Source organism: Caenimonas sedimenti, from assembly GCF_007833165.1.
GTDB lineage: Bacteria > Pseudomonadota > Gammaproteobacteria > Burkholderiales > Burkholderiaceae_C > Ramlibacter > Ramlibacter sedimenti.
In genome coordinates this window covers 38,055-63,957 of the sequence record NZ_VOBQ01000016.1, presented here as the reverse complement: position 1 = coordinate 63,957, position 25,903 = coordinate 38,055, and the positions used below count along the sequence as shown (strand labels likewise).

Here is a 25,903-nt window from a genome sequence, read left to right as displayed (position 1 = left end):
GCGCGTCAGGCGCGGATTTCGCGCGCGGTGATCTGGTACTTGAAGTCGTCCGGCGCGTACGAGTCGAAGCGGCCCTGCTTGTCCTCGGCCACCGGGTACATCAGGAAGCCCAGCTTGCCCAGGCGCGAACCCGGCAACACCACGTCGTGCGCGGTGTTGAAGCCGACCCAGTTGCCTTCCCAGCCGCCGTAGAGCCCGCGGTACACCGGGGCCACCAGCGGGTGCGTCACCGACTTGATCCACTCCGGCGTTTCCTGGCGCATGACCTTGGCGACGTCCGCGGGGTCCATCGCGACCCAGCCGTGCGCGCGCAGGTAGACCTCGGCGCGGCAATGCTGCGCGCCCTTGAGGCTCGCGGAGTTGCCACCCAGCTCGCGGTACCCGAAAGCCGAGGGCGCCAGCCGCAGGCCGTAGATGTCGCGCGCCGGCACGCCGGCGGAGCGGCAGAGGCCGACGAAGAGCGCGTTGATGTCGGCGCACTTGCCGCCCAGGTCGCCCGTCTCGAGCATGGTCTTGATGTCGCCCTCGCCGCAGCCGCGCACCTTGGGTTCGCGCCAGGCGTTGCCGACGATCCAGTCGTAGATGCGGCGCACCTTGTCGGCGTCCGTGCGGGCATCGCCCACGGCCTGGCGCGCGGTCTCGCGCACGATGCCACCGGTGGGGATCAGCGCCGTGGGCTGCAGCCAGAAGGCGAGCGTGGCGGCGTCTTCCGGCGAAGTGTTGCGCGCCGTCCAGTCGGCGGCGCGGTTGCGCGTCTGCACACGCGTGGTGAGTTCGACGAACGGCTTGGGGTTGGTGGCGTCGAACGCCACTTGCAGCATGCGCGCGCCGGTGGCGCGGTCGGCGCCGCGGCTGGCGCTGCCGTTGCTGGTGAAACTGCTTTCCAGCGAGCGTTGCCACTCCGAGTCGATGGAGGGGATCGGCAGCCAGAGCTGGGTGGCGCCTTGTTGCATGTGGAGGTCGACGCGGGTCGTGACCTCGAAGGTGCGCCAGTCGCCGGGCTGGGGGGCGAAGCGGCGTTCCTGGGCGAAAGCGGGGAGCGAGAAGACGGCGGCCGTGGCGGCGGCGGTCTGGACGAATTGGCGGCGGGTGGACATAGCCCGCGATTATCCAACGCCTATCGCCAGAGACTTTCGACGGCTTTGCCCGCTTCGGCGGTGCTCCAGTCCAGTTCCCCGACGACGCGCCAGCGCGGCTTGCCCTGCGCATCGAATCCGACGGTCGTCGGATAACGCTTCACACCCCAGGCGGCGGCGCCCTCGCCGAGTGGATCGAGCAGCACCGGCATGCTCCAGGCCGAATCGCGCATGTAGCGCTGGATGGTGGCCGGCCGTTCCTTGAAGTTCACGAGCTGCAGCTGGAACTTGTCGCCGTAGAGTTCGGTGAGCTGCTGCAGGAGGGGCATTTCGGCGCGGCAGGGCGGGCACCAGGTCGCCCAGAAATTGACGATGGCGGCACGGCCGGGCGCTGGCACCTTCGTGCTGCGGCCTTCGAGGTCGAGGGCGGAGAAGGCGGGGAAGGCGGCGGACTGGGTGGGTTTGAGCTGTTCGACCTGCGAGGCGACGCTGGCGGACGAAGCCAAGGAAATCCCTGCCAAAGCGAGGAAGTCGCGGCGCGCGAGCCCCCACCCCCGCCCTCCCCCGGAGGGGGAGGGAGGAAGATGCCCCGTCAAACGCGTTCCGCGACCCATGCCTGCACCGATTGCAATGCGCCCGCGAGCTTGCTGGCGTCCGTGCCGCCGGCCATGGCCAGGTCGGCCTTGCCGCCGCCCTTGCCGCCGACCTGCTGCGCGACGAAATTCACCAGGTCGCCGGCTTTCACCTTGCCCATGCTGTCCGCCGTGACGCCGGCGGCCAGCTGCACCTTGGCGCCGTCCACCGCCGCCAGCACGATGGCCGCGGTCTTCAACTTGTCCTTCAGCTTGTCCATGGTGTCGCGCAGGGTCTTGGCGTCGGCGCCTTCCAGGCGGGCGGCGAGCACCTTGACGCCCTTGACGTCGATGGCTTGGGCCACCAGCTCATCGCCTTGCGACGACGCCAGCTTGCCCTTGAGCTGCGCGACTTCCTTTTCCAGCGCGCGCACCTGGTCGAGCACCTGCGCGATGCGCGACTGCACTTCGGTCGGCGCCGCCTTGAGCGAGCCTGCCACGCTGCCGACCGTGGACTCCAGCTGCTGCAGGTAGGACAGCGCGTTGGCGCCCGTCACCGCTTCGATGCGCCGGACACCAGCGGCCACGCCGCCTTCGCTCGTGACCTTGAACAGGCCGATGTCGCCGGTGCGCTGGACGTGCGTACCACCGCACAGTTCGCGGCTGGAGCCGATGTCGAGCACGCGCACGCTGTCGCCGTACTTCTCGCCGAACAGCATGACGGCGCCGGTGGCCTTGGCGGCCTCGATCTCCATCACCCGCGCCTGGGTCTGCTGGTTCGCGAGGATCTCGGCGTTCACGCGCGACTCGATCTCGCGGATCTGTTCGTGCGTGACCGGCGCGTTGTGGGTGAAGTCGAAGCGCGTCTTGTCGGCATCGACCAGCGACCCCTTCTGCTGCACGTGCTCGCCCAGCACTTCGCGCAGGGCCTTGTGCATCAGGTGGGTGACGCTGTGGTTGCGCATCGTGGCCTGGCGCCGCTGCAGGTCGACCGCGGCCTTGACCGTGTCGCCCACCTTCAGCGTGCCCTGCGTCTGCGTGCCGTGGTGGCCGAACACGTCGGCCTTGATCTTCTGCGTGTCTTCCACGCCGAACTGCAACCCTTCGGCCACCAGCAGGCCGCTGTCGCCGACCTGGCCGCCGCTCTCGGCGTAGAACGGCGTGGTGTCCAGCACCACGACGCCCGGCTGGCCCTCTTCGAGCTGCTGCACCGGCGTGCCGTCCTTGTAGATGGCGACGACGCGGGCCAGCTCTTCCAGCTTTTCGTAACCGGTGAAGACGTTGCCACCGCCGGTGTACTCCAGGGCGCGGTCCATCTTGAACTTGCCTGCGGCGCGGCCCGCGTCCTTCTGTTCCTTCATCAGGACGTTGAAGCGCTCCTCGTCCACCGTCACGCCGCGCTCGCGGCAGACGTCGGCCGACAGGTCGAGCGGGAACCCGTAGGTGTCGTGCAGCTTGAACGCCACGTCGCCGGACAGCACCTTGGCGTCACCGGCCAAGGCGGCGTCCAGGATCTCCATGCCGTTCTCGAGCGTTTCGTAGAAGCGCTCCTCCTCGGCTTTCAGCACGTCCATCACCTTCTGCTGCGAAGCCTTGAGGTTCGGATACGCCTCACCCATCAGCTTGACGAGGTCCGGCACGATCTTGTGGAAGAACGCGGTTTTCTTGCCCAGCTTGTAGCCGTGCCGGATGGCGCGGCGGATGATGCGGCGCTGCACGTAGCCACGGCCTTCATTGGACGGGATCACGCCATCGGCCACCAGGAACGAGGTGGCGCGGATGTGGTCGGCGATCACCTTCAGCGAGGGCGTCGAGAGGTCGGCGATGCCGGTCTCGCGGCCCGCCGCGGCGATCAGCGCCGTGAAGATGTCGATCTCGTAGTTGCTGTGCACGTGCTGCAGGATGGCGGCGAGCCGCTCCAGGCCCATGCCGGTGTCGACGCAGGGCGCGGGCAGCTTCTTCACGCTCCCGTCGGGCTGCATGTCGAACTGCATGAACACGTGGTTCCAGATCTCGATGTAGCGGTCGCCGTCGGCTTCGGGCGAGCCGGGCGGGCCGCCGGGGATGTGCGGACCGTGGTCGTAGAAGATCTCCGAGCAGGGGCCGCAGGGGCCGGTGTCGGCCATCATCCAGAAGTTGTCGCTGGCGTACTTGGCGCCCTTGTTGTCGCCGATGCGGACCACGCGGTCGGCGGGCAGTCCGATTTCCTTGGTCCAGATGTCGTAGGCCTCGTCGTCGTCGATGTAGACGGTGGCCCAGAGCTTCTCTTTCGGCAGCTTGTAGACGTCGGTCAGCAGCTCCCAGCCCCACTTGAGCGAGTCGCGCTTGAAGTAGTCGCCGAAGCTCCAGTTGCCCAGCATCTCGAAGAACGTGTGGTGCCGTGCCGTGTAGCCCACGTTCTCCAGGTCGTTGTGCTTGCCGCCGGCGCGCAGGCAGGCCTGCACCGAGGCCGCACGGACGTAGGGCCGCTTGTCCGAGCCGAGGAACACGTCCTTGAACTGCACCATGCCGGAGTTGGTGAACATCAGCGTCGGGTCGTTGCCCGGCACCAGCGGGCTGGAGGCGACGACGGTGTGCGCCTTGTCCTTGAAGAAATCGAGGAAGGTCTGGCGGATGTCGGCGACGGTGAATTGCGGAGCGGTCATTGGGGGCGGGAAAGGCGCGCGCCCCCGGGCGAGGACGCGCTAACTGCTTGATTCGGCTGAGTTTTTGATTATAGGTTCGGGGGCCGCCCAGTGCTGCGCCCGCGCCGGCAGAAGTTCCATCTGCCGCGGCAGCTCAATCCAGCTGCGGCACCTCGCCCGGGAACAGCACCAGCACCCTGGCCTTGCCCGCGTCCGGCACCTGCCTGGCCGCCAGCAGCCAGGTGCGCACGAAGTCGGCGACAGCCTTGCGCCCCGCGTCGGTCGCCAGCTGCTGATAGGCCGCCGTCCTCGCGCGGGCCTCCAGCTCGGGCGACAGGGTACGCAGCAGCCCGGTGACGTTGCGCTGGGCATCCAGGCGCAGCCAGCCCTTGTCGGTGTACACCTCGAGGTCGCGCGTGTCGAAGGCCACCGGCAGCGACGGCTTCACCTGCCCCGCGCGCACCAGCCAGCGGCCACCCTCCAGCGGTTGCAGCGGCCAGGACTTCTCCATGTCGATGTAGTAGCGGTACACCACCCGCAGCTGCAGGTGGGTGTCGGCGGTGGTGCCCGGAATGTCCATGCCGAAGAGCTTGAGCGCATCGGTGCGCTTGAAGCGCTCATAGACCGTCACGCTGGAGACTTCGAGGCGGCCGCCGTTGGTGGTCATCACCACCGGCAGGCCGCCGGCCACCTGGGCCGCGGGCTTGCCGGAGACGAGCGCACCGAGGTCGGTGACGCGCACGAGTCCCCACAGCCCCAGCGCGGCCAGCGCGAATACCGCGGCAACCCCGATCCGCTTGAACCACATGCGCAGCTCCTTGATGCACCAGAATACGCTGAAGGGCGCGTCCCAGGGGCGATTGGAGTGGCAACGTCAGATCGCGCCCACGTAGGACTACCTACCAGGGTGCCCGTTCGACACAGGCCCACACAATGCGCCAATGGCCAGGCGCAACTCTTACTCCGCGTGGACCAGGCTCCTCAAGAGCACCCTGAAGCCGGGCCGGCAGGCCCAGGGCCTGGCCCGCAAGGCGATCGCCGCCAGCAGGCCCAGGATGACGACGCCCGGCGACTGGATCGCTGGCATCACGATGGGCGCGGCGGGCGCGCGGCGTTTCCGCCTCTACCGGCCGCCCGGCGTCACGTCACGCGAAAGATTGCCCCTGCTGGTGATGCTGCACGGCTGCGGCCAGGACGCCGATGCTTTCGCCGCGAGCACGCGCATGAACCGCATCGCCCGCCAGCACCGCTTCCTGGTGCTCTATCCGGAACAGGACCGCATCAGCAACGTGCAGGGCTGCTGGAACTGGTACGAAACGCGCAATGGCCGCGCCCGGGCCGAAGTGGCCCTGATCATGAAAGCCATCGACCAGGCCTGCCTGCTGCACGGCGCCGACCGGGACCGGATCGCGGTGGCGGGGCTGTCCGCCGGCGCCAGCATGGCGGCGCTCGTCGCCACCCATGCACCCGAGCGCTTCAAGGCGGTGGTCATGCATTCCGGCGTTCCGCCGGGCACGGCCTCGTCGACCGCGACCGCCATGCAGGCCATGCGGGGCCGCCGCGGCCCGGCGCCCTTGCCGGCGCCCGCAGACCCCAGTGTGGCGTGGCCTGCTCTCCTGGTCATTCAAGGCGGCCGCGATGGCGTGGTCGCGGCCAGCAACGGGCGGGCGACGGTGCAGCTTTGGGCGGATGCGGCGCAAGCCAAGGCGGGCCGGCCCCGCACGCAGCAGCGCGGCCAGCGGCACCCGATGGTCGTGACGGACTTCTCGCGCGGGCGCCGCATCGTGGCCTCGTTCGTCGACATCGCGGCACTGGGCCATGCGTGGAGCGGTGGCGCAAACGGGATGGCCTACAGCGATTCGCTCGGGCCGGACGCGTCGCGGCTGGCCTGGGCCTTCGCGGCAAAGCAGTTCGCGGCCCGCGCCGCGGACTGACGGCGTGCACCAGTTGGGGGGTTGCCGCGCTCGGGCATGCCTGATTACACTGGCCCCGCTCGCGGCACAGCGAGGAGGAGATGACGAATGGCCACACCGCCCGGCGCCTTCGCGCACACGCTCCGGCTTTGGGTGACCGCCCTGCTGGTCGCCCTGACTTTCGCCGGCTGCGGCGGGGGCTCGTCCACCGCGCCCCCCGGGCCGGACGCCGCCATCAAGGCGCTGACGCCAGCCAACATCACCCCGCAGGACGGCATCTGGTGGAACCCCGCCGAAAGCGGCCGGGGCTACACGCTGGAGCTGCAGGGCAACCAGCTGATCCTGACCCTCTACATGTACGAGACCGGCGGGGTCTCCGTCTGGTACTCGGGCCTGCTCACGCAACAGCCCGACGGCGCGTTCACCGGCGCCATCCTGCGCTATTCCGGAGGCCAGACCCTGTTGGGCGCTTACAAGGCACCGACCGGCAACACCACACCAGCCAACGTTTCGCTGGCGTTCAGCTCGGCCACCAGTGGCGCGCTGACGATCCAGCCCACCAGCGGCGCGGCGCAGACCGTCGCCATCCAGAAATTCAGTTTCGGCACTGGCGGCACGGCCGCCGGCTTCCAGAACGGCGTGTGGTGGAACTCGGGCCAGAGCGGCCGCGGTTTCTACGTGGAGGCGCAGGGCGGCCAGCTCTCGATCGGCACCTATCTTTACGACGCCAGCGGCCAGCCCGTCTGGTACACCGCGGTCGCGCCCCTGGCCAGCGATGGCATGTCAGGCTCCGGCCAGCTGCTGCAGTTCGCGAATGGCCAGACGCTCACGGGCGCCTACAAGCCGCCGGCGCAATCGGCCAGCCATGGCACCGTGACCTTCGCCGCCTCGTCCGGGAACACCGCGCAGCTGACCCTGCCCGACGGCAGCAAGGTCGCCCTGCAGCGCTTCGTGTTCGGCGGCACCACGCCCACGGGCCGCGACCTCGCCTCGCTGCCCAGCCTGGACCTCACGCCCATGCTCACGGCGGCGGGCAGCTGGGTGCCCACGAGCACCACCTCGTCGTCACTCATCCCCTTCTGGGGCAACATCCGCACCGGCAGCAACCAGCTGGAAGGCGTGGCGATGGCGGGCTGGGCCTACTCCGGCTTCAGCAACACCGCGACCAGCGTGACGACCGTGCGGGCCGTCTTGCTGCAGCAGCAGGCTGACGGCCGCCTGCTCGAGGCATCGACGGCGGTCCTGGGGAACCCCGACACCAACGGCGCGGGCAGCGTGCTCACCGCCGACTTCAACGGCGATGGCCGCGAAGACCTGGTCTTCCCCGCCCACAATGAAAGCCCCTTCCTCTGGCAGGCGAGCACCGCGTTCATGTCGCGCGCCGACGGCGGTTTCAACCGCATCGTGTTGCCGGACGCCGTGATGAACCATGACTCGCGCGTGGTGCAGCTCGGCGGCCAGACCCGCATCATCGCCCGCTCGTTCGGCGGCAGCGGCCAGAACGGCCAGGGCGCCGGCTTCAACGTGGTCTACACCTGGAACGGCAGCAATTTCACCGTGGACGAGGGCATCGGGGACCCCGGCGGCATGTCGGTGGTGGCGGGCAAGTTCGGTCCCGATTCGCAAGACTGGGTCGCCATCGGCGACAGCAGCTTCGGCGCCACCCCGCCGACGAGCTGGTCGCCGACGAACCCGATGCTGAACTACATCTTCCGCTACGATGGCACGAAGCTGGTGACCCCGGGCATCCTGCTGCCCAAGCCCTACTTCAACGACAAGGCGGAATACGCCGGCTTCAGCAGCCAGTGGGATCCGCATTCGAAGACGCACACCTCGCGCCTGTACACCACCGACCTGAACCAGGATGGCCGGCCCGACATCATCGCGGGCCAGGAGATCTGGAGCGGCGCCGGCGGCCTGCAGCGCTCCGCGCTGCAATTGCTGGTGAACCAGGGCAACACCGTGTTCCACGACCAGACCGACGTGCTGGCGCCCGAATACGACAAGCAGTCGCGCCATATCGACTACACACTGCGGCTGGTCGACCTGGACGGCAGCGGCATCGATTCCATCGTGATGGTCAACACCTTCGGCTTCACGGTGACCCTGACGCAGCCGAGCGGCAACTTCCTGCTGGTGAACGACGGCACGGGGCGCCTCTATGCGGCGATGGGCAACGCGCAGTTCAGCGGCATGGCGCCCAGGATCATCGACTATGCGAACGCCAACGTCGGCGGCAACCGTTCCACCGGCCAGGCAGTGCCTGCGTTCATGCCGTATCGCACGCCCAATGGCCTGATCAACTACGTGGCGATGGTGAGCACCGTCTTGAAGGCGGCGCCCTTCCCCTTCGCGGGCTACTACTTCGTCAATGTCCCGCTCCAGATCAACCTGGCCACCGACTTCCGCCGCAGCCTGACGATCCCGACCCGCAACGGGAGCAAGAACATCCGCACCTGGGCCGGCAACGACACCATTCACCGCGCGCTGAGCGATCCGGATTGCAAGATCGATGGCGGGCTCGGGGTGAACACGGTGGTGTATCCGGGGAAGCGGGCGGATTGGGTGATTGCGCGGGTGGGGTCGACCTTCACCGTGCGGCCGGCGCAGGGCGGCGGGGGGACGGATACGCTGACGCGGGTGCAGAAGGCGCAGTTCGACGACCTGGCGGTGGAGCTGTCTTCGGTGCCCTGAACCGGTACTGATATGGCGCTTTGGATGCCGGTAGAATCTGCTCCTGCGCGGGTGTAGTTCAATGGTAGAACGGCAGCTTCCCAAGCTTCATACGAGGGTTCGATTCCCTTCACCCGCTCCAGATTTCCGCGGCTAGACGCCGGAAATCTTCCGCTCCCCCACCCCGGCCCGCAGGCTCATCGCCACCCCCGCGCTGTAATCCCGCGTGAGCACGGTGCTCACCTGGATCCAGTCCCCGCGCGCCTCGGTCGGCGTGAGCGTCACCAGCAGGTAGCCACGCTTGCTGGTTTCGGCATAGCGCAGGTCCGGCACCATCTCGGGAAACGCGTCTTCGAGGATGGTCGAGGAGATCAGGGGCAGCAGCCGTTCGAACCCCGGTGAGCTGACGGAGGCCGTCGCGAATTCCACACCCACGTTCGCACCAGTGGCGTCCGTCAGGTCACTGGCCCAGGCGTTGTGCGTGTCGCCAGCCAGCGAGATGAGATTCTTGTTGCGGCTCTTCGCCACGGCCAGCACCGACTCGCGGGCCGCGGGGTAGCCGTCCCAGGCATCGAGGTTGTAGGGCACGCGGCGCTGCTGCACCAGGGCGCGCTGGTTGTCGCTGCGCAGGTTCTCGGGGGTGGCCTTCGCGAGCAGGTATTCCGTCAGCGTGGCCAGGTCGAAGGTGCTCGCCACGGTCAGCGGCACCTCCATGCGGGCCATCAGCACCTGCTGCCCCAGCACCTCCCACGTGGCTGGCGAGGCCTGCATCTGCGCGGTGAGCCAGGCCGCCTGCTCCACGCCGAGCAACTGGCGGTCCGGGCCTTGCGCCTTGCCATCGACGAACTCGGCCAGCGTCTGCTGCTGGTCGCGGCCCACGAGCCGGGTGTCCAGCATGTGCAGCGACGCGAGCTTGCCGAAGCTGAAGCTGCGGTAGATCTTCAGCGGGTTCGACGGGTCGGGCAGGCGCGTGGGCAGCCACTCGTGAAAGGCCTGGACGGCCGCGGCACGGCGGGCCTCGAAAACGCCTTCGCCGTCGGAATGGTTCTCGGCCCCGCGCAGCCAGGTGTTGTTGGCGACGTCGTGGTCGTCCCACAGCGCGATCATCGGCAGCGTCGCGTGGAAGGCGCGCAGGTCCGGGTCACTCTTGTACTGCGCATGTCGCTTGCGGTAGTCGTCCAGCGTCAGGGTCTCGTGGCTCGGCTCGGACACGCGGTCGATCGCGATGGCGAGCTGCGAGGCATAGCCGAGCACCCCGTACTCGTAGATGTAGTCGCCCAGGTGCAGCGCATAGTCGATGTCGCCGCGGCGCGCGGCGTGGCCATAGGCGTTGAAGTAGCCCGCCGGGAAGTTGGCGCACGAGAACACGCCGAGCCGCAGGCGATCGATGGCGTCGGCGGGCAAGGTGCGCGTGCGGCCCTTGTTGGAGAAGCTCGTGCCGACGGCGAAGCGGTAGAAGTAGGTGGTCCCGGGCTGCAGGCCCGTGGCGTCGACCTTGACGGTGTAGTCCAGCTCCGGGCCGGTGGCGACGGTGCCCTGCTTGACGATGGCGCCGAAGTTCGAATCCAGCGCGAGCTCCCACGTGACGTTCACCACGCCGGGGGCGGCCATGCTGGCGCGGGTCCAGAGCATCACGCGGTCCTGCAGCGGGTCGCCGCTGGCGACGCCATGCGCGAAGGGCGCGCCGGCCGCCATGGCCGATTCGACGAGGGCATCGTTGCTGTCGCCGGCGCCGCCACCAGGATCGCCGCCGCCACCACCGCCGCAACCGACCAGGGCGCCGCCGGAAGCCACACCCACCGCCAACAGGAAAGCGTCACGGATCAGTGATCTTCGCGAGAGCCGGACGATGCGTTCTGCCGCGTCCTGCGTTTGCGCCTGCTGCTGGGTTGCCGCTCTCGTACCTGACGCCATCGCTTTCCTTCCGGCAAGCGACAGGCCTGCGGCTCAGGCATTTGAGCGTGTGCAAGGCCTTCGAACCGGTAGGAGAGGATGCAAGCGACGCGTCGGTGTCAGCCTACGAGAGTGCTGATTGGCGCGCCGCCGCGGCGCCCTCACCCCGGCCCTCTCCCGGAGGGAGAGGGAGGAAGGCACGACTATCTGAGCGTGGCCAGGTAAGCGGCCATGTCGCGCGCATCCTGCGGCGCCACGCCCAGCTCGGGCATCGCGGTACCGGGCTTCACTTTTTGCGTTTCCATGATCCAGCGGGCCATGTTCTCCGGCGTGTTGGCGAGGGTGCCGGCGATCAGCTGCCGCCGGCCCATGCCTTCCAGCGTCGGCCCCACATGCGGTGACGAGCCGGTGATGCCGGGGACGACGTGGCAGGCAGTGCAAGCGAATTGGTGCAATGCCTGGCGGCCGCGCTGCACGTCCACGGCCACCATGGGCATGGCCGTCGCGGGCCCCCGGCCACAGGATGGAGCGGCGGGTGAACGCTGGATCCACGCCGCGTAGTCCACCGCGTTCAGCTCCGGCAGGCGCTGCATGAAGGCGACCACATCCCACAGTTCGCTGTCGGCCAGCCGGTATTCCCAGGCAGGCATTCCACTCATCTTGATGCCGTGGCGCGTCACCCAGTACAACTCGCGCGGGCGCCAATGCTGCTTCGCATCGACCAGCGGCCCGGGCAGCGGCTGCATGCTCTTGCCGATGTCGCCCTGCGCGACGCCTGGCGCGCCGTGGCACTGCACGCACTTGTCGCGAAAGCAGGCGGCGCCGCGCAGGGCCATGCGCTCGTCGCTCAAGGGCGGCTCCTCGATGTCGCGGGCGCGCAGCCGCACCGACTGGCGCATTGCCAATTCCAGCATGGTGTGCGTGGGCTGCAGGTGCTGGCGCGTCGAGGCCACGTTGTAGAGGCCCCCGTAGACCACCACCGCGGCGGCCAGCGCGGCGGCGACGGCCAGCGCGGCCGTGGTGGCGGCGGCGGTCAGCAGCACTGTTCTCTTGCTATGCATGCGCCGCCGATTCTGGCCCACGGAAAGCGTCTGCGGGCCAGAATGCCAGGATGCCTTGCGATTTCCGTGCCGTTGCCGCGTGGCTCGCGCTACTGCCGAGTTGCGCCCTTGTGACCGCGCAGCCATCCGATCCGCAGCGCATCGAGCGCGGGCGCGCGTTGCTGACGCAATACCAATGCGGTTCCTGCCACACCATCCCCGGGGTGGCCTCCGCGGGCGGCGGCGTCGCGCAGCCGCTGCAGCGCTGGGGCCGGCGCAGCTACATCGCGGGCCGGCTGCCCAACCGTGCTGAAGTTCTGGCGCAGTGGATCGCCGCACCGCAGGCACTGGTGCCGGGCACGCTGATGCCGAGCATGGGTGTCGCGCCGGCCGATGCGCAGGCGATGGCGGCCTACCTGCTCTCGCTGGAATGAGCGCGCAGGGCGGTGTGCTGCAGGCCGCGGGAGAAGCTGCCGCCGCGATCCAGACGGTGAGCTGGGTCCTGATCGCCGGCGGCACGGTCATCTTCGCCGGGGTCATGTTCCTGCTGGCGTGGGCGCTGCGCCGGCGGGGCGGCCCCGTCCGGCCCGCCGTCTGGGTGCTGGGTGGCGGTGTGCTGTTTCCCGGGGTGGTGCTGGCCGCCCTGTTCGCCTGGTCGTTGCCACTCAGCCCGGCCTGGAAACCGGCGCCCCCGGCGGGCGCACTCGTGGTGGGTGTCACCGCGCACATGTGGTGGTGGGAAGTGCGCTACCGCGATCCGTCCACCGGCGCCGAGGTGTTCACCGCCAACGAGATCCGCATCCCCACCGGCCGGCCCGTTTACCTGGCACTCGCCAGTGCCGACGTCATCCACAGCTTCTGGATCCCGCAGCTCGCGGGCAAGATGGACATGTTGCCGGGCCGCATCCAGCACTTGCTGCTGTCGGCTTCGCAACCTGGTGTCTACCGCGGCCAGTGCGCGGAGTTCTGCGGGGAGCAGCATGCGCTGATGGCCGTCCACGTGGTGGCGCAGGAGCCGGCGGCGTTCGATCTGTGGCTGGCTGCGCAGGCGCGTCCGGCCGCGTCGCCAGCCACGCCGCGCCAGGCCGCGGGCCGGGATGCGTTCCTGGCGCAGCGATGCGATGCCTGCCACTCGGTGCGCGGCGTGGGTGCGGACAGCCGGCTGGGGCCGGACCTCACGCACCTCGGCGGCCGCATGCACCTGGCGGCCGGCACCCTGCCGAACACCGCGCAGGCGCGCGAACATTGGCTGGCGCACGTGCAGATGGTGAAGCCGGGCGCCCGCATGCCTTCCTACGACCGGCTCGATACGGAGACGCTGGGCGCGCTCGCGGAATGGCTGGGGGCGCTGCAGTGACCGGGTTGCCGAACGCTCTTCCCCGTCCCAACGGCGAACTCGAAGCCCTCGAGCGTGCCTGGCAGCCGCCGACCGGCTGGCGGATGCTGGCCGCGGTGAACAACAGCCACATCGGCCCTTACTACATCGCCACCGCGCTGCTGTTCTTCGTGCTGGCGGGCGTGCTCGCGCTCATCATGCGCGCGCAGCTGGCCGTGCCGGAGAACAGCCTGGTCTCCGCCGCCACCTACAACCAGCTCTTCACCATGCACGGCACGGTGATGATGTTCCTGTTCGCCGTGCCGGTGGTCGAGGCGATGGCGGTCTGGCTGCTGCCCAACATGCTGGGCGCGCGCGACCTGCCCTTCCCGCGGCTCTCGGCCTATGCCTTCTGGGCCTACGCCATCGGCGGGCTGGTGTTCTTCTGCACCATCTTCTTCGGCGCCTCGCCCGACGGCGGCTGGTTCATGTACCCGCCGCTGACGAGCAAGGCGCACTCGCCGGGCATCGGCGCGGACTGGTGGCTGCTCGGCATCGGCTTCATCGAGATCTCGGCGATCGCGGGCGCCATCGAACTGATCATCGGCATCCTGTTCACGCGCGCGCCCGGCATGACGCTGCGCCGCATGCCGGTGTTCGCCTGGGCGATGCTGGTGTCGGCGGTGATGATCGTCTTCGCCTTCCCAGCCATCATCGCCGGCACCATCCTGCTGGAGCTGGAACGCGCGTTCGACTGGCCCTTCTTCATTCCCGCGCGCGGCGGCGACCCGCTGCTCTGGCAGCACCTGTTCTGGTTCTTCGGCCACCCCGAGGTCTACATCATCTTCCTGCCGGCGGCCGGCATGGTGTCGATGATGGTGCCGACGATGGCGCGCACCACGCTGGTGGCGCGCCATGCCATCGTGTGGGCGCTGGGTGGCGTGGGCGTCATCAGCTTCCTGCTGTGGATGCACCACATGTTCACGGCGGGGCTCGGGCCTCTGGCGCTGCATCTCACGTCGGCGGCGAGCTTCCTGGTGGCGATCCCGAGCGCCGTGCAGGTGTTCGCCTGGATCGCGACCTTCTTCAAGGGCCGGGTGCAGCTCACGGCGCCCTCGCTTTTCCTCCTCGGCTTCCACTTCATCTTCGTCCTGGGCGGGCTCACCGGCGTGATGGTCGCGGTGCTGCCGTTCGACTGGCAGGTGCACGACAGCTACTTCATCGTGGCCCACCTGCACTACGTGCTGATCGGCGGCATGGTGTTCCCCCTGTTCGCCGGCATCTACTACTGGGCGCCCGCCTTCAACGGCCACCAGTTGTCCGAGCGGCTGGGGCGCCGGGCCTTCTGGCTGATGTTCGGCGGCTTCAACCTGGCCTTCTTCCCCATGCACATCGCGGGCCTGCAGGGCATGCCGCGCCGGGTCTACAGCTATGCCGACGGACTGGGCTGGAACCTGTGGAACGCGCTTTCGACCGCCGGCGCCTTCGTGCTGGCGGCCGGGGTGGCACTGTGCCTGGCGGACCTGGTCCGCACCTTGCTGCGCGTGAAAAAGCCGCACGGCAACCCGTGGGACGCCGCCTCGCTCGAATGGTTGCCGCAGGACAGCTATGGCGCACGCAGCATCCCGCAGGTCGGCTCGGGCGATCCGCTGTGGGACCGGCCAGCATTGTCGATGGAAGTGGAGTCCGGCCGGCACTGGCTCCCCGGCACGGTCTTCGGCGGGCGCGAGACGCTGGTGACCAGCCCGGTCAAGGCGGAGCTGCGGCACCTGTTGCGGTTGCCGGGCGACGGCTGGCTGCCTTTCGTGGCCGCGGCCGGGACAGCCGGCTTTTTCCTGCTGCTCACCGTGTCGTGGGTGTTCACTGCTTTCCTGTTCGGCGCCGTGTCCCTCGTGGCGATCATCGCGTGGTTGTGGGGCTCGGACCAGCCGCCGCCGGCCGCGCTGGCAAGGATCGGCGACAGCATCCGCATTCCCGCCGTGGCGACCGGCCGCGACTCGCATTCCTGGTGGGCCATGGTCGTCCTGCTGGTGGTGGACGCGAGCATCTTCGCCTCGCTGGGCTTTGCGCACATCCATGTGAGCATGGCGCTCGACGTGTGCCCGCCGCCCGGCGCGCGCCTGCCCACCGGGGGCTGGCCACCGGCGTTGCTGCTGCTCGCCGGTTCGGCGGCCATGGCGTGGGCCGCGCGGCGGCGGCTGGGCGTGGGCGGCCAGGGCTGGTTGCAGGCCGCGGTCGGACTGGGCATGGCGTGTTCCGTCGCCGCTTTCGGCCTGGACCTCGTCAGCCACCTGCAAGCCGGGCTCTCCCCGCGCGACCAGGCCTGGAGCGCCACCGTCGGCGCCTTGCTGGGCTGGCAGGCGTTGCATGCCTTCCTGCTGCTGTTGATGGGCGGCTACGTCATCGCGCGGTCGCTGTCCGGTGCGCTGCGGCCCGATGCGCGTGCCACCTTGGACAATACCGCTCTGATGTGGCACTACGTCAGCATCCAGGGCGTCGCCGCCATCGCGCTCGTGCGGTGGATGGCCCATTGAGGCGAATGCTCTTGTCCGCGCAGTCTGTTGGCTTTAGCCTAGCGGGATGAGCAGCAAGCCGGTCTGGGTGTGGTTGCCGGGCCAGTCGCAGCCCGTGCGTGCGGGCGTCCTGACGCTGGAGAACAAGATCGCCAGCTTTGGATATGACGAGGCCTATCTCGAAACCGCCGGCGCCCTGCCCCTGGACCCCGCCCACCTGCCCTTCACGCGCGCGCAGCGTGGCGCCAGCCCGTTGCGCCAGATGGGCATCTTCGGCGTGTTCCGCGATGCGCGGCCGGAAGGCTTCGGCCTGGGCCTGCTCGAAGCCGCCACGCAGGTCCACCGCGACGATCCGCTCGCGCTGCTGGAAGCGTCGGCCGGCGACGCCGTCGGCGCCCTGGCCATTTGCGAAGACATCGAAAGCAAAGTGGGTTTCACGCCACCCAGCAGCGCGCAGTTGTTGGCCGCGCTGGCAGCGCTGCCACGGGAGGCGCCCAGCTCGCGCGCAGCCGGCGACCCGGCCCTGGTCGCCGGCACCAGCCTCGGCGGGGAGCGTCCCAAGCTGACCGTGCTGCACGAAGGCCGGCTCTGGGTGGCCAAGCTGCAGAAGGCCAGCGACCCCGCGCACACGCCCGTGCGCGAGCACCTGGCCATGGAGGCAGCCAGGGCCGCCGGACTGCGGGTGGCGCCCACCTTGCTCCTGCGCGCGGGCGACCGCGAGGTGCTGCTGGTGCGCCGCTTCGATCGCGGCATCAGCGCCGAAGGGGCCATGCGCCGCCGTCTCTATGCCAGCGCGCGCAGCGTCTTGCGCCGCGGCCCGGGTGACCCGCGTTCCGGCGCCTCACGCTCCTACGTCGCCCTGGCGCTGCAGCTACGCCGCTGGTGCGGGGTGACCGGTTTCGACGCCGTCGAGGAGCAGCGCGAGCTGTTCCGGCGCATGGCTTTCAACGCCATCTGCGCCAACGGCGACGACCATCCGCGCAACCACGGGCTGCTGCGCCATTCCGCCGGCTGGCGGCTGGCACCGGGCTTCGACATCCTGCCCTGCAACGCATTCCATGGCCGGCAGGCCATGGCGGTCAATCGCGCGGGCCAGACCATTTCCACGGCGGAGGCCCTGGTCGCGGACTGCGACGTGTTCGGCTACAGCCGCGACGAGGCGCTGGCCTTCATCGACGAAGCCACCCGGGTGCTGCTGGAGACGTGGCCGCGACTCGCGGAGCGTGCCGGGTTCTCCAGCGAGCAATTGCCTGTGCGCTCGCCGATCTGGCTGCGGCGCGACGCCGTGCAAGCGGCGGCGCCAGGGCGGCAAAGCGAGCTGTCCCTCGCGTGGCGCTAGTCGCCTACGGCCGCGATCCGTCCTCCCGCTCACGCGCGAACTTCATCTGGTTGCTTTCGCTGGTGGTCGCGCCGATGGTGCGCGCGAGCTGCCGGCTGGTGCTGATGTACGCGTGGCCCATGCGGCTGTCGAAGTAGAGCGAATCGCCGCGCGCGAGGTGCACCACGTCCCCGGTTTCGAAGTGCACGTCGATCGCCCCACTCAGCACATAGACGAATTCCTCGCCTTCATGCCGGGCGAAATCCTCCGGCCCCTGGATGGCACGGGCATGCACGGTCCCGAGGATCGGGCTCATCTGCTTGCCGGCCGCCTGCGTGGCGAGGAACTCGTAGGTGAAGGAGAGGCCCCGGTAGGTCACGCCCTCGCCTGACCGGGTGACGATGGGCCCACGCAACGCCGCATCGGCCTGGCCCGCTTCGGAGAACAGCGTGCCCATGTCGATGCGCAGCGCGCGCGCCAGGGCCGAGAACTTCTCATAGCTCAAGGCCAGCTGGCCGCGCTCGGCCCGCGAGATGGTGGTGATGGAGACGCCCGACTTCTCGGCCACGTCGGCCAGCGTCCAGCCGTATTTCTTGCGCGCGGTGCGCAGCCGCCGGCCGAAGGTTTCGCGGTCCAGCGTGTGCGGCTGCGCGGGGGCAGGCGCGGGCGCGGACGGCTTCTTCCTGGCGGCGCGCTGGCGGGCAACGGTCATGGCGTGCATTTTGCGTGAACGCAAAATCGAGCGCCACCACTTTCGTCTACAACAGTGGCGTTCCGCACAAATAATTTGCGGATACGCAAATTGTGTTCTAGCATGGCCGCCATGGTTCACAAGGCCGACTACATCGTGGTGGGCGCCGGCATTGCCGGCGCGTCGGTCGGCTACTGGCTGGCGCCGCATGGCCGCGTGCTGCTGCTGGAGCGCGAATCGCAGCCGGGCTATCACTCCACCGGCCGCTCCGCCGCGCTCTTCATGGAAAGCTACGGCACGCCGCAGGTCCGCGCGCTCACCATGGCGAGCCGCGCCTTCCTGTGGGCGCCGCCGGAGGGCTTCACCGAGCATCCCCTGGTGTCGCCGCGCGGCGCCATGATGGTCGCCACGCAGGGGCAGGAGCACGAACTGCAAGAGCACTGGGACATCCTGCGGCCGATTTCGCCGCGCGGTCGATTGCTGGACGTCGCCGCGGCCTGCGAACTGACGCCGGTGCTGCGCCGCGAGAAGGTTCTGGGTGCCGTCTACGAACCCGACGCGGCCGACATGGACGTGCATGCCATCCACCAGGGCTACCTGCGCGGCGTGAAGCGCGCGGGTGGCCAGGTGATCAACGATGCGGAACTGCGCAAGCTCCAGCGCGTGGGCGGTGCGTGGCGCGTGACGGCCGGCCAGGACACGTATGAGGCGCCGGTCGTGATCAACGCGGCGGGTGCGTGGGCCGACGTGGTCGGCGCCATCGCCGGCGCCAGGCCCATCGGCCTGCAACCCAAGCGGCGCTCCGCTTTCATCTTCGCGCCGCCGGCTGGTGTGCCCAGCGCCGCCTGGCCCATGACGGCCAGCGTGACGGAAGACTGGTACTTCAAGCCCGACGCCGGCATGCTGCTCGGCTCGCCGGCCAACGTGGACCCGGTGGATCCGCAGGACATCCAGCCCGAAGAACTCGACATTGCGATTGCCATCGACCGCATCCAGTCCATGACGACGCTGGAGATCCGCCGCCCCACGCGCACCTGGGCCGGCCTGCGCTCCTTCGTCCCCGATGGCGACCTGGTCGGCGGCTGGGACGTGCAGGCGCCCGGCTTCTTCTGGGTGGCGGCCCAGGGCGGCTACGGCATCCAGACTTCGCCGGCGATGGGTGAGTCATGCGCCGCCCTGGTCCGAGGACTGCCGCTGCCGGAACGCATCGCCGGCTTCGGGCTCACCGCCGCGATGCTCGCGCCCGACCGCCTCCACCCACCCACCAAGGCCTGACCCCCAACATGCGCGTCTTCAGCGGCGGCATCGCCACCGAAACCAACACCTTCGCGCCCATGCCCACCGGCATGGCGTCGTTCAAGGACCGCGGATACTTCCCCGCAGGCAAGCATCCCGACCACTTCAACTTCTTCGCCGGTCCGCTGTGGGCAGCCCGGCTGCGCGGCAAGGACCGCGGCTGGGTGCTGAAGGAAGGCATGATCGCCGCCGCCCAGCCGAGCGGCACCACGACCCGCGCTGCTTACGAAGCGCTGCGCGCCGAACTGCTGAACGATTTGCGCCAGGCGTTGCCGGTCGACATGGTGGTGCTGGCCCTGCACGGCGCGATGGTGGCGGACGGCTACGACGACTGCGAGGGCGACCTGCTGATGCGGGTGCGCGAGATCGTCGGGCCTGACGTGGTGCTGGGCGCCGAGCTGGATCCGCACTGCCACCTGACGAGCGCCATGGTGGAGACGGCCGACGTGTTGGTCTGCTACAAGGAGTACCCGCATACCGATGTGCTCGAACGGGCGCTCGAGCTCGTCGATCTCTGCGCCGCGCGGGTCGAGAAGCGCATCCGGCCCACCGCCGCGCTGGTGGACCTGCAGATGTGCATCACCATGCACACCTCGCGCCAGCCAGCGCGCGGCTTCGTCGACCGCATCCAGGCGATGGAGGGCAAGGACGGCGTGCTGTCCATCTCCGTCGCGCACGGTTTCCCCTGGGGCGACGTCCCGGACATGGGCACCCGCATGCTGGTCTACACCGACGGCGATGCGGCCAAGGCGCAGTCGCTGGCTCGCCAGCTGGGTGACGAACTGATCGCGCTGCGCGACCAGCTGGCGCCGCCCAATCCGGACATCGACCGGGCGCTGGACGAGGCGCTTGCCTTCGACGGCAGCCCGGTCATCATTTCCGACGGCGCTGACAACCCGGGCGGCGGTGCGGCGAGCGACGCGACCTTCTTCCTCCAGCGGATGGTGGAGCGCGGGATCACCAACGCGGCGATCGGCCCGTTCTGGGACCCGGTGACGGCGCGCATCGCCGTCGAAGCGGGCGAAGGCGCGCGCCTGGCGCTGCGCGTCGGCGGCAAGGTCAGCCCGCTTTCCGGCGCGCCGCTCGACCTGGAGTGCACCGTCAAGCACGTGCGGCACGACCACATGCAGACGGGCCTGTCGAACACGCCGACGGCCATGGGCGAGAGCGCGCTGGTCGAATGCAACGGCATCGAAATCCTGCTGTGCAGCATCCGCAACCAGGCCATGGGAACGGACCTGTTCACGGGCATCGGTTGCGACCTCGCGGCGAAGAAGATCATCGTGGTGAAGTCGTCGCAGCACTTCCACGCCTCGTATTCCAAGGTCGGCCGCCACGTCATCTACGCCGCCGCGCCCGGCGCCGTGACGCTGGATCTCACCACCCTGCCCTACCGCAAGGTCCGCCGCCCCAAATGGCCGCTGGACGCCTGAACGCCTGACCACCTCGTCCCCACCCGGAGAACCGCCATGCAACGCCGCACCCTCGCTCCCCTCGCCGCCCTCCTGCTGGCCGCGGGCCTCGCGCTCGCACCCGCCGTCTCGCTGGCCCAGGCCAAGACCCTCAAGGTGGTCGCGCACGCCGACGTGAAGATCCTCGACCCGAGCTTCACCACGGCCTACATCACGCGCAACTTCGGCTACATGGTGTACGACATGCCGTTCGGCCTGGACGAGAAGGGCGCGCCCAAGCCGCAGATGGTGGACAAGTACACGACCTCCAAGGACGGCAAGCTGTGGACTTTCACGCTGCGGCCCGGGCTGAAGTTCTCCGATGGCTCGCCAGTCACCGCGGCCGACGTCGTCGCTTCGATGCAGCGATGGACGTCGAAGGACAGCATCGGCCGCGCGATGACGGCCATCTCCGCCGCCGAATGGAAAGCGGAGAACCCGACCACCTTCACGCTCACCCTGAAAGAGCCCTTCGGCATGGTGCTGGAGGGCATGGCCAAGCCCTCCGGCTTCCCGCCGATCGTGCTGCCCGAGCGGCTGGCCAAGCTGCCGACCACGACGCCGCTGACCGAGGTGATGGGCTCCGGCCCCTACATGTTCAAGCGCGACGAATGGGTGCCGGGCAACAAGGCGGTGTTCGTCAAGAACCCCCACTACGTGCCGCGCGCCGACGCGCCCAGCGGGCTGGCCGGCGCCAAGAAGGTGCAGTTCGACCGCGTCGAATGGCTGTACATTCCCGACGCCAACAGTGCCGTTGCCGCGTTGAAGAAGGGCGAGGTCGACCTGATCGAGCAGGTACCGCCCGACTACATCAACCCGCTGCGCGCCGACACCAACATCAAGCTCGCGCCGTCCGGCTCCTGGCAGGGCTGGATGGTGATGAATCAGCTGCACCCGCCGTTCAACAACCCGAAGGTGCGGCAGGCCGTGCTGAAGGCGGTCAACCAGGATCGCTTCATGGCGGCCATGGGCTACCCCAAGGACTTGCGCGTGACGCATTGCGCCACGTTCTTCATCTGCGGCAGCGCCAACGACACCGTGGCCGGTGCCGAGCCGTGGCGCACGCCGGACGTCGCCAAGGCCAAGGAGCTGCTGGCCGCCTCGGGCTACAAGAACGAGAAGGTCGTGCTGCTGGTGCCCAGCGACATCACCTACCTGAACGCCGAAGCGCTGATGGCGGCGCAGACGATGCGCAGCATCGGCATGAACGTGGACATGCAGACGTCCGACTGGGCGTCGATCGGCGCGCGGCGCGCCAAGCGCGACGCACCGGAAGCCGGCGGCTGGAACATGTACGTGACGGTGGCCGGCAGCTTCGACGCCGACTCGCCCATCACCAACGCCTACCTCAGTGCTTCCTGCGGCACCAGCCTGCCCGGCTGGCCCTGCGACAAGCCGCTCGACGAGCTGCGCAACGCCTGGCTGAAGGAAAGCAACCCGGCCAAGCGCAAGCAGCTGCTGGACGAATTCCACACCCGCGCCTACGAAGCGCTGCCCTACATCAACGTGGGCCAGTATTCGCCGGCCATGGCGATCCGCAAGGAGATCAAGGGCGCCGAGAAGATGTGGGGCGGCCTGCCGCTGGTCTGGCACCTGTCGAAGTAAGGCCGGGCCGTGGGCTACCTGCTGCGGCGCCTGGCCGCCACGCTGCCGGTGATGGCGGTGGTGGCCGTGGTCGTGTTCCTGCTGATCCACCTGTCGCCCGGTGACCCGGCGGCGCTGATCGCGGGCGATCTCGCCACGGCGGACGACATCGCCAAGCTGCGCGTCGCGCTGGGGCTCGACCAGCCGTTGTGGCAGCAGTTCTTCCTGTGGCTGGGGCGCATCCTCACGGGTGACCTGGGCACTTCGATCTTCACGAATGTGCCGGTCACCGAACTGCTGGCACAGCGGCTGGAGCCCACGCTCTCGATCGCCTTCTTCACCATGACGTTGGCCGTGCTGCTGTCGGTGCCCCTGGGTACGCTGGCGGCGCACACCGCCGGCAGCCTGCTGGACCGCGCGGTGATGCTGTTCGCGGTGCTGGCGTTCTCGGTGCCGGTGTTCCTGGTGGGTTACCTGCTGATCTATGGCTTCGCGATCCAGCTGGGGTGGTTTCCGGTGCAGGGTTATTCCCGCTTCGCCGATGGCGTCGGGCCCTGGCTGCGCAGCCTCGCGCTGCCTTGCATCAACCTCGCGCTGCTGTACATGGCGCTGCTGACGCGCATGACCCGCGCGACCGTGCTGGAAGTGCTGCAGGAGGACTACATCCGCACGGCCCGGGCCAAGGGGCTGGGCGTGCTGGCCGTGCTGGGGCATGCATTGCGGAATGCGGCGGTGCCGATCGCGACGACGGTCGGTGTCGGCATCGCGTTGCTCATTGGTGGCGTCGTGGTGACGGAAACCGTGTTCGCGATCCCGGGTGTGGGCCGGCTGGTGATCGACTCGGTGCAGCGGCATGACTACCCGGTGATCCAGAGCGTGCTGCTGCTGTCGGCGGGGGTGTATGTGCTGATCAACCTGCTGATCGATTTGAGTTACCGGTTCTTTGATCCGCGGATCAGTTATTGATGATGACGAGCCGCGCGCTGGATAAAAAACTCCTTCCCCCTCCGGGGGAAGGTTGGGATGGGGGCGCAGCGCCCCCATCCCAACCCTCCCCCAGAGGGGGAGGGAGCAATACCGAAGACCAGGCTCCTCCCCGCAAACGGTTCCGCTGGCTCCGCAAGAACCCCACCCTCATCCTCGGTGCGATCCTGCTCACTGTCGTCACCATCATCGCGCTCTGCGCGCCCTGGCTGGCCAGCCACGACCCGCAGGAGATCGACCCCAGCGTGCGCTTGCTCCCGGCATCGGCCGAACACTGGTTCGGCACCGACGCGCTGGGCCGCGACGTCTACAGCCGGGCGCTGCTGGGCGGCCGCATCTCGCTGGTCGTGGGGTTGACCGTGGCCGCGTTGGCCACCGTGTTCGGCGTGCTGCTGGGCCTCATCGCGGGCTTCGTGCGCTGGGCCGACGGGCCGATCATGCGGGTGATGGACGGCTTGATGGCGATCCCCGGCATCCTGCTTGCCATCGCCCTGATGGCCGTCACGCGGGCCAGCCTCACGACCGTCATCGTGGCCATCACGGTGCCGGAGATTCCGCGCGTCGTGCGGCTGGTGCGTTCGCTCGCGCTGACGCTGCGGGAACAACTGTTCGTCGAGGCGGCGCACGCCGTCGGCACGCGGCTGCCCGCGATCCTCTGGCGCCACGTGCTGCCCAACATGATGGCGCCGCTGATGGTGCAGGCAACCTTCGTCGCCGCCTCGGCGGTGCTGATCGAAGCGGCGCTGTCCTTCCTGGGCGTGGGCGTGCCGGCGCAGACGCCCAGTTGGGGCAACATGATGGCGGAGGGCCGCAACACGGTCGCCGTGGCCTTCCACATCATCCTGTACCCCGGCATCCTGCTGGCCGTCACGGTGCTCTCGATCAACATGGTGGGCGACGGCCTGCGTGACGCGCTCGATCCGCGGCTGGCGAGGCAGCTATGACAGTCCAGGCGCCTCTCCTCGAACTCGACAACCTGCGCACGTACTTCGACACGCTGGCCGGCACCGTGCGCTCGGTCGACGGCGTCTCGTTCACGGTGAACGCGGGCGAGACGCTCGGCGTGGTCGGCGAATCCGGCTGCGGCAAGAGCGTCACCGCGCTGTCCATCCTGCGGCTCGTGCCCCGGCCGCCGGGCCGCCACATGGGCGCGGTGCGCTATCGCGGCCAGGACCTGTTGCAGCTCACCGAGAAGCAGATGCGGCAGATCCGCGGCAACCGCATCTCGATGATCTTCCAGGAACCCATGACCTCGCTGAATCCGGTGCTGAGCGTCGGGCGGCAGATCGCCGAGAGCGTGCAGCAGCACCAGGGCCTGGGCCGCGCCGCCGCGATGCAGCGCGCGGTGGAGATGCTGAAGATCGTGCAGATCCCCGAGGCGGAGCGGCGCGCCAGCGAGTACCCGCACCAGCTGTCCGGCGGCATGCGGCAGCGCGTGATGATCGCCCTCGCCCTGGCCTGCAATCCCGAGCTGCTGATCGCCGACGAGCCGACCACGGCGTTGGACGTCACGATCCAGGCGCAGATCCTCGACCTGATCAAGCGCCTGCAGAAGGAGCTGGGGATGGGCGTGATCATGATCACGCACGACCTGGGCGTGGTGGCCGAAAGCTGCGACCGGGTCGTCGTGATGTACGCCGGGCGCAAGGTGGAGGAAGCCACGGTGTTCGACCTGTTCGACCGTCCGCGCCACCCTTACACCCGCGCGCTGATGGCGTCGATGCCGTCCATGAACGCGAAAGCGGCGCGGCTCACCGAGATCCCGGGCATCGTCCCCGCGCTGCACGACCTCGGCCGCGGCTGCGCGTTCGCGCCGCGTTGCGCTTACGCGATGGAGCGCTGTCGCCAGGAAGCGCCGCCGCTCGTCGCGCAGGGCGCTGGCCACATGGCCGCCTGCTTCGCCGTCGAGGAAGGCCGCGTTCCGGAAGCCGCGGAGGTGACCGCATGAGCGCCGTGCCCGTCACAACCGCACCGCTGCTCGTCGTCGACAACCTGCGCAAGCACTACGTCTCACCGCGCCAGTGGCTGCGCAAGCCGCGCCCACCCATTCAAGCGGTGGATGGCGTTTCGTTCACGGTGGCGAAAGGTGAAACCCTGGCCCTCGTCGGCGAGTCCGGCTGCGGCAAAACCACGACCGCCAAGTCCGTGATGCGCCTGATCGAGCCGACCTCCGGCTCCGTCCAGCTGGATGGCGAGGAACTGCTGGGCCTCACGAAGGAGCAGATGCGGCTGCGCCGGCGGGACCTGCAGATCATCTTCCAGGACCCCTACGCGTCGTTGAACCCGCGCCTGCGAGCAGGCGACATCGTGGCGGAGCCGCTGCGCAACTTCGGCGGCCCCACCGGTCCCATGTCACCGGCCGAACGGCGCGAGCGCGTGCAGTGGCTGTTTGCGCGGGTCGGGCTGCGCCCCGAGTCCGCGGCGAAGTACCCGCACGAGTTCTCGGGCGGCCAGCGCCAGCGCCTGGGCATCGCGCGCGCCCTCGCACTCAATCCGAAGCTGATCGTCTGCGACGAACCGGTGTCCGCGCTCGACGTGTCGGTGCAGGCGCAGGTGGTGAACCTGCTGATGGACCTGCAGGCCGAGTTCGGCATGGCCTACCTGTTCGTCGCGCACGACCTGGCCGTGGTGCGGCACATCAGCCACCGTGTGGCCGTCATGTACCTGGGCCACGTGGTCGAGGTCGCCGACCGGGCGACACTGTTCGCGGCGCCGCGCCATCCCTACACCGAGATCCTGCTGTCGGCCGTGCCGGTGCCGAACCCCCGCACGCCGGCCAAGCGGATCCTGTTGCAGGGGGACCCGCCCAGCCCCGCGAATCCGCCGACCGGCTGCCGCTTCCACACGCGCTGCCCGCTGGCGCAGGAAATCTGCAAGCAGCAACGGCCCGAGCTGACGCCACGCGACACCTCTGGCGGCACGCAGTGGGTCGCCTGCCATTTCCGCTGAACCCGCCTCCT

Annotated in this window: 20 protein-coding genes and 1 tRNA gene; 14 read left to right on the top strand and 7 right to left on the bottom strand. The window is 69.1% G+C overall.

The genetic code is table 11. The annotated features are described in order from the left end of the window. Nucleotides 1-5: 5 nt before the first annotated feature. The 4 genes from FN976_RS20170 to FN976_RS20155 all read right to left on the bottom strand — a co-directional run bounded on the left by FN976_RS20170 (nucleotide 6) and on the right by FN976_RS20155 (nucleotide 5,080). Complete coding sequence (locus tag FN976_RS20170) at nucleotides 6-1,097, bottom strand: transglutaminase-like domain-containing protein (RefSeq protein WP_145894866.1); 1,092 nt, start codon at nucleotides 1,095-1,097, stop codon at nucleotides 6-8. A gap of 20 nt (nucleotides 1,098-1,117) precedes the next feature. After that, entirely contained in the window at nucleotides 1,118-1,582 is a 465-nt protein-coding gene (locus FN976_RS20165) for a TlpA family protein disulfide reductase (RefSeq protein WP_186511042.1), read from the bottom strand. Between the two features lie 86 nt (nucleotides 1,583-1,668). Further along, nucleotides 1,669-4,293 (bottom strand): alanine--tRNA ligase, encoded by a 2,625-nt coding sequence (gene alaS, locus FN976_RS20160; RefSeq protein ID WP_145894864.1) that lies wholly within the window; start codon nucleotides 4,291-4,293, stop codon nucleotides 1,669-1,671. 133 nt (nucleotides 4,294-4,426) lie between these two features. Beyond that, a complete protein-coding gene (locus FN976_RS20155) occupies nucleotides 4,427-5,080 on the bottom strand; it encodes a hypothetical protein (protein ID WP_145894863.1) in 654 nt (217 codons plus the stop codon). Nucleotides 5,081-5,213: 133 nt separating this feature from the next. On the opposite strand from FN976_RS20155, the gene FN976_RS20150 reads away from it, so the two are divergent. The 3 genes from FN976_RS20150 (at nucleotide 5,214) to FN976_RS20140 (ending at nucleotide 9,000) form a co-directional block, all read left to right on the top strand. Continuing rightward, a complete protein-coding gene (locus FN976_RS20150) occupies nucleotides 5,214-6,206 on the top strand; it encodes an extracellular catalytic domain type 1 short-chain-length polyhydroxyalkanoate depolymerase (RefSeq protein WP_145894862.1) in 993 nt (330 codons plus the stop codon). A gap of 87 nt (nucleotides 6,207-6,293) precedes the next feature. After that, nucleotides 6,294-8,879 carry a hypothetical protein gene (locus FN976_RS20145; protein ID WP_145894861.1) on the top strand — a complete coding sequence of 862 codons (2,586 nt, stop codon included), beginning with the start codon at nucleotides 6,294-6,296 and terminating at the stop codon, nucleotides 8,877-8,879. A gap of 47 nt (nucleotides 8,880-8,926) precedes the next feature. Next, a tRNA-Gly gene (locus FN976_RS20140) sits at nucleotides 8,927-9,000 on the top strand. An 11-nt stretch (nucleotides 9,001-9,011) separates the two neighbouring features. On the opposite strand, the gene FN976_RS20135 is transcribed toward FN976_RS20140, so the two are convergent. Together FN976_RS20135 and FN976_RS20130 are read right to left on the bottom strand one after the other, a co-directional pair. Then, complete coding sequence (locus tag FN976_RS20135; protein ID WP_145894860.1) at nucleotides 9,012-10,772, bottom strand: alkaline phosphatase D family protein; 1,761 nt, start codon at nucleotides 10,770-10,772, stop codon at nucleotides 9,012-9,014. Nucleotides 10,773-10,954: 182 nt separating this feature from the next. Further along, nucleotides 10,955-11,812 carry a c-type cytochrome gene (locus FN976_RS20130; RefSeq protein ID WP_145894859.1) on the bottom strand — a complete coding sequence of 286 codons (858 nt, stop codon included), beginning with the start codon at nucleotides 11,810-11,812 and terminating at the stop codon, nucleotides 10,955-10,957. 110 nt (nucleotides 11,813-11,922) lie between these two features. Between FN976_RS20130 and FN976_RS20125 the strand changes: the two genes are divergently transcribed. Genes FN976_RS20125 through FN976_RS20110 form a run of 4 tightly spaced genes read left to right on the top strand, consistent with a single transcriptional unit; the run spans nucleotide 11,923 to nucleotide 16,958 of the window. Then, the gene (locus FN976_RS20125) at nucleotides 11,923-12,225 is read left to right on the top strand and encodes a c-type cytochrome (protein WP_255440618.1); all 303 of its coding nucleotides are present in this window, start codon (nucleotides 11,923-11,925) and stop codon (nucleotides 12,223-12,225) included. Next, nucleotides 12,222-13,148 carry a cytochrome c oxidase subunit II gene (locus FN976_RS20120; RefSeq protein WP_145894857.1) on the top strand — a complete coding sequence of 309 codons (927 nt, stop codon included), beginning with the start codon at nucleotides 12,222-12,224 and terminating at the stop codon, nucleotides 13,146-13,148. The genes FN976_RS20125 and FN976_RS20120 overlap by 4 nt, the downstream gene beginning before the upstream one ends. Then, nucleotides 13,127-15,640: a cbb3-type cytochrome c oxidase subunit I gene (locus FN976_RS20115; RefSeq protein WP_145894856.1), complete on the top strand. Its 2,514-nt coding sequence runs from the start codon at nucleotides 13,127-13,129 to the stop codon at nucleotides 15,638-15,640. The genes FN976_RS20120 and FN976_RS20115 overlap by 22 nt, the downstream gene beginning before the upstream one ends. Nucleotides 15,641-15,686: 46 nt before the next feature. Beyond that, on the top strand, nucleotides 15,687-16,958 hold the full coding sequence (locus FN976_RS20110) for a type II toxin-antitoxin system HipA family toxin (RefSeq protein ID WP_145894855.1): 1,272 nt from the start codon (nucleotides 15,687-15,689) through the stop codon (nucleotides 16,956-16,958). 4 nt (nucleotides 16,959-16,962) lie between these two features. Here FN976_RS20110 and FN976_RS20105 read toward each other — a convergent pair whose 3' ends face one another. Then, entirely contained in the window at nucleotides 16,963-17,649 is a 687-nt protein-coding gene (locus FN976_RS20105; RefSeq protein WP_145894854.1) for a helix-turn-helix domain-containing protein, read from the bottom strand. 111 nt (nucleotides 17,650-17,760) lie between these two features. On the opposite strand from FN976_RS20105, the gene FN976_RS20100 reads away from it, so the two are divergent. Genes FN976_RS20100 through FN976_RS20070 form a run of 7 tightly spaced genes read left to right on the top strand, consistent with a single transcriptional unit; the run spans nucleotide 17,761 to nucleotide 25,892 of the window. Beyond that, nucleotides 17,761-18,903, top strand: a complete 1,143-nt coding sequence (locus FN976_RS20100; protein ID WP_145894853.1) for an NAD(P)/FAD-dependent oxidoreductase — start codon at nucleotides 17,761-17,763, stop codon at nucleotides 18,901-18,903. Nucleotides 18,904-18,911: 8 nt separating this feature from the next. Then, nucleotides 18,912-20,357, top strand: a complete 1,446-nt coding sequence (locus FN976_RS20095) for a M81 family metallopeptidase (protein ID WP_145894852.1) — start codon at nucleotides 18,912-18,914, stop codon at nucleotides 20,355-20,357. 36 nt (nucleotides 20,358-20,393) lie between these two features. Next, nucleotides 20,394-21,980: an ABC transporter substrate-binding protein gene (locus FN976_RS20090; RefSeq protein WP_145894851.1), complete on the top strand. Its 1,587-nt coding sequence runs from the start codon at nucleotides 20,394-20,396 to the stop codon at nucleotides 21,978-21,980. Between the two features lie 9 nt (nucleotides 21,981-21,989). Then, complete coding sequence (locus tag FN976_RS20085; protein WP_145894850.1) at nucleotides 21,990-22,925, top strand: ABC transporter permease; 936 nt, start codon at nucleotides 21,990-21,992, stop codon at nucleotides 22,923-22,925. Then, nucleotides 22,925-23,887: an ABC transporter permease gene (locus FN976_RS20080; RefSeq protein WP_255440617.1), complete on the top strand. Its 963-nt coding sequence runs from the start codon at nucleotides 22,925-22,927 to the stop codon at nucleotides 23,885-23,887. The genes FN976_RS20085 and FN976_RS20080 overlap by 1 nt, the downstream gene beginning before the upstream one ends. Continuing rightward, nucleotides 23,884-24,891, top strand: a complete 1,008-nt coding sequence (locus FN976_RS20075; protein ID WP_145894849.1) for an ABC transporter ATP-binding protein — start codon at nucleotides 23,884-23,886, stop codon at nucleotides 24,889-24,891. The genes FN976_RS20080 and FN976_RS20075 overlap by 4 nt, the downstream gene beginning before the upstream one ends. Further along, a complete protein-coding gene (locus tag FN976_RS20070) occupies nucleotides 24,888-25,892 on the top strand; it encodes an ABC transporter ATP-binding protein (protein WP_145894848.1) in 1,005 nt (334 codons plus the stop codon). Before FN976_RS20075 ends, FN976_RS20070 begins: the two co-directional genes overlap by 4 nt. Nucleotides 25,893-25,903 lie beyond the last annotated feature (11 nt).

Excerpts from the sequence above, each read along its gene's own strand:
- FN976_RS20070 (WP_145894848.1), top strand. The coding sequence starts at position 24,888 with ATGAGCGCCGTGCCCGTCACAACCGCACCGCTGCTCGTCGTCGACAAC.
- FN976_RS20170 (WP_145894866.1), bottom strand. The coding sequence starts at position 1,097 with ATGTCCACCCGCCGCCAATTCGTCCAGACCGCCGCCGCCACGGCCGCC.
- FN976_RS20100 (WP_145894853.1), top strand. The coding sequence starts at position 17,761 with ATGGTTCACAAGGCCGACTACATCGTGGTGGGCGCCGGCATTGCCGGC.
- FN976_RS20080 (WP_255440617.1), top strand. The coding sequence starts at position 22,925 with ATGATGACGAGCCGCGCGCTGGATAAAAAACTCCTTCCCCCTCCGGGG.
- FN976_RS20110 (WP_145894855.1), top strand. The coding sequence starts at position 15,687 with ATGAGCAGCAAGCCGGTCTGGGTGTGGTTGCCGGGCCAGTCGCAGCCC.
- FN976_RS20135 (WP_145894860.1), bottom strand. The coding sequence starts at position 10,772 with ATGGCGTCAGGTACGAGAGCGGCAACCCAGCAGCAGGCGCAAACGCAG.
- FN976_RS20120 (WP_145894857.1), top strand. The coding sequence starts at position 12,222 with ATGAGCGCGCAGGGCGGTGTGCTGCAGGCCGCGGGAGAAGCTGCCGCC.
- FN976_RS20155 (WP_145894863.1), bottom strand. The coding sequence starts at position 5,080 with ATGTGGTTCAAGCGGATCGGGGTTGCCGCGGTATTCGCGCTGGCCGCG.
- FN976_RS20150 (WP_145894862.1), top strand. The coding sequence starts at position 5,214 with ATGGCCAGGCGCAACTCTTACTCCGCGTGGACCAGGCTCCTCAAGAGC.
- FN976_RS20075 (WP_145894849.1), top strand. The coding sequence starts at position 23,884 with ATGACAGTCCAGGCGCCTCTCCTCGAACTCGACAACCTGCGCACGTAC.
- FN976_RS20130 (WP_145894859.1), bottom strand. The coding sequence starts at position 11,812 with ATGCATAGCAAGAGAACAGTGCTGCTGACCGCCGCCGCCACCACGGCC.
- FN976_RS20105 (WP_145894854.1), bottom strand. The coding sequence starts at position 17,649 with ATGACCGTTGCCCGCCAGCGCGCCGCCAGGAAGAAGCCGTCCGCGCCC.
- FN976_RS20145 (WP_145894861.1), top strand. The coding sequence starts at position 6,294 with ATGGCCACACCGCCCGGCGCCTTCGCGCACACGCTCCGGCTTTGGGTG.
- FN976_RS20115 (WP_145894856.1), top strand. The coding sequence starts at position 13,127 with ATGGCTGGGGGCGCTGCAGTGACCGGGTTGCCGAACGCTCTTCCCCGT.
- FN976_RS20090 (WP_145894851.1), top strand. The coding sequence starts at position 20,394 with ATGCAACGCCGCACCCTCGCTCCCCTCGCCGCCCTCCTGCTGGCCGCG.
- alaS (WP_145894864.1), bottom strand. The coding sequence starts at position 4,293 with ATGACCGCTCCGCAATTCACCGTCGCCGACATCCGCCAGACCTTCCTC.
- FN976_RS20095 (WP_145894852.1), top strand. The coding sequence starts at position 18,912 with ATGCGCGTCTTCAGCGGCGGCATCGCCACCGAAACCAACACCTTCGCG.